Below are 1,825 nucleotides of genomic sequence, written 5' to 3' on the forward strand. Positions count from 1 at the left end.
GCGCCGACGGGCGCGGCGATGGAATCGCCCTCCGGCGTCAGGATCGCGTCGGCGCCGATCTCCGGGCCGGAGGCGAGCAGCACCGCCCGGTGCAGGGTGTTCTCGAGCTCGCGCACGTTGCCGCGCCACGGGTTCTTGACCACCATCTCCTGGGCGGCGCGGCCGAGCGGCCGCACCGGCACGCCGTTCACCTCGGCGTACTTCTTGGCGAAGTGCGCGGCGAGTTCGAGGATGTCGGCCGGGCGCTCGCGCAGGGGCGGCAGCCGAAGGTGGACCACGTTCAGGCGGTAGAACAGGTCCTCGCGGAACGTGCCCTTGCGGACCTCCTCGGCGAGGTTGCGGTTCGAGGTGGCGAGCACGCGGATGTCGACCTTGACCGGGGCCGAGCCGCCGACGCGGTCGATCACCCGCTCCTGCAGCGCCCGCAGCAGCTTGGATTGCAGGCGGACGTCCATCTCCGAGATTTCGTCCAGCAGCAGCGTGCCGCCGTTGGCCTCCTCGAACCGGCCGATGCGCCGGGCGACGGCGCCGGTGAAGGCGCCCTTCTCGTGGCCGAACAGCTCGGATTCGAGCAACGCCTCGGGGATCGCGGCGCAGTTGACCGAGACAAACGGGCGGTTTCCACGCGCCGACTTCTGGTGGACGTGGCGCGCCAGCACCTCCTTGCCGGTGCCGCTCTCGCCGGTGATCAGCACCGAGGCCTCCGAGCGGGCGATCTGCTCGGCCAAGCGCACCACCTTCTCCATCGACGCGTCGCGCCAGACGAAGGCGCGCCCGTCCGCCGAGACCGCCTCGAGCACGGCGGCGATCAGGTCCGGGTCCGGGGGGAGGGGGATGTACTCCTTGGCGCCGGCCTGGATCGCGGCCACGGCGGCCTTCGCGTCCGTGGTGACGCCGCAGGCGACGACGGGGGTGCGGATGCGCTCCTCGGCGAGCGCCGCGACGAGGTCGCGGATCGAGAGCCCGACGTCGATCATGACGAGGTCGGCGCCCTTGGCGCGCAGGACGTTCATCCCCTGCGCCACGCCGTCGGCTTGCGTCACCGCCGCGCCGCGGTTCATCGCGATCTTCGAGGCGGTGATCAGCTCGCCGTTGAGCCGTCCGATGATCAAGAGCCGCATCGCGGTGTCTCCGTTCCAGGTGTCGTGGCGCCGCGGGCCGCTCCGCCGTCGAGGGCGAGGCGCAGGCTGCGAATTTCAGGGGGTCAGCGGTCGCCCTTGACGATCTCGGTCATCGTCACGCCGAGGCGATCCTCGACCAGGACGACCTCGCCGCGGGCGACGAGGCGGTTGTTGACGAAAATGTCGACCGCCTCGCCGACCTTGCGGTCGAGCTCGAGAACCGCCCCGGGGGCGAGGCGCAGCAGGTCGCCGATCGGCATCCGCACGGCGCCGAGCACCGCCGAGACCATCACCGGCACGTCGAAGAGCTGTTCGAGGTCGGAGGCGCTCTTCGGGGTGGTCGGCGTGTCGCGGATGGATTCCTCGCCCGCCAAGGACGGGTCCTGGTCGCCGAGCTGCGGCAGGCTGAAATCGTCGGACATCGGGTTCTTTCGATCGCTCAGGGTTCGACGGACGTGCCGAGGGCATCGAGCACCGCGGCCTCGATGCGGGCGCGCTCGCGCACGATCCCGCCGTCGGCCCACTCGATGCGGGCGTCGCCCGACGGCATGTCGGGATCGCCCAGCACCACCAGGCGGCCCTCGTAGCCGCGCTCGCGCGCCAAGCGCTTCATCAGGCTCTCGGCCTCCTCGACCAGCCCGTCGTGGACGCGCACGACGAGGTGGGGCACGCCGCGCAGGTGCTGCAGGGCGGCGCGCGCCGCC

At 71.8% G+C, this 1,825-nt stretch carries 2 protein-coding genes and 1 pseudogene; all 3 read right to left on the reverse strand.

Annotation, left to right across the window (positions count from 1 at the left end; all coding sequences use genetic code 11):
• On the reverse strand, nt 1-1,121 hold a 1,121-nt coding region (locus FV222_RS24845), incomplete at its 3' end, for a sigma-54 dependent transcriptional regulator (RefSeq protein WP_147815892.1).
• An 83-nt stretch (nt 1,122-1,204) separates the two neighbouring features.
• Nucleotides 1,205-1,543: a flagellar motor switch protein FliN gene (gene fliN, locus FV222_RS24850; protein ID WP_147754029.1), complete on the reverse strand. Its 339-nt coding sequence runs from the start codon at nt 1,541-1,543 to the stop codon at nt 1,205-1,207.
• A gap of 17 nt (nt 1,544-1,560) precedes the next feature.
• Nucleotides 1,561-1,825: pseudogene (locus tag FV222_RS24855) on the reverse strand (flagellar assembly protein FliH); the annotation flags it as partial.

This window comes from Methylobacterium sp. WL103, assembly GCF_008039885.1.
Lineage (GTDB): Bacteria > Pseudomonadota > Alphaproteobacteria > Rhizobiales > Beijerinckiaceae > Methylobacterium > Methylobacterium cerastii.

Coding starts and splice junctions, on each gene's coding strand:
- fliN (WP_147754029.1), bottom strand. CDS start 1,543: ATGTCCGACGATTTCAGCCTGCCGCAGCTCGGCGACCAGGACCCGTCC.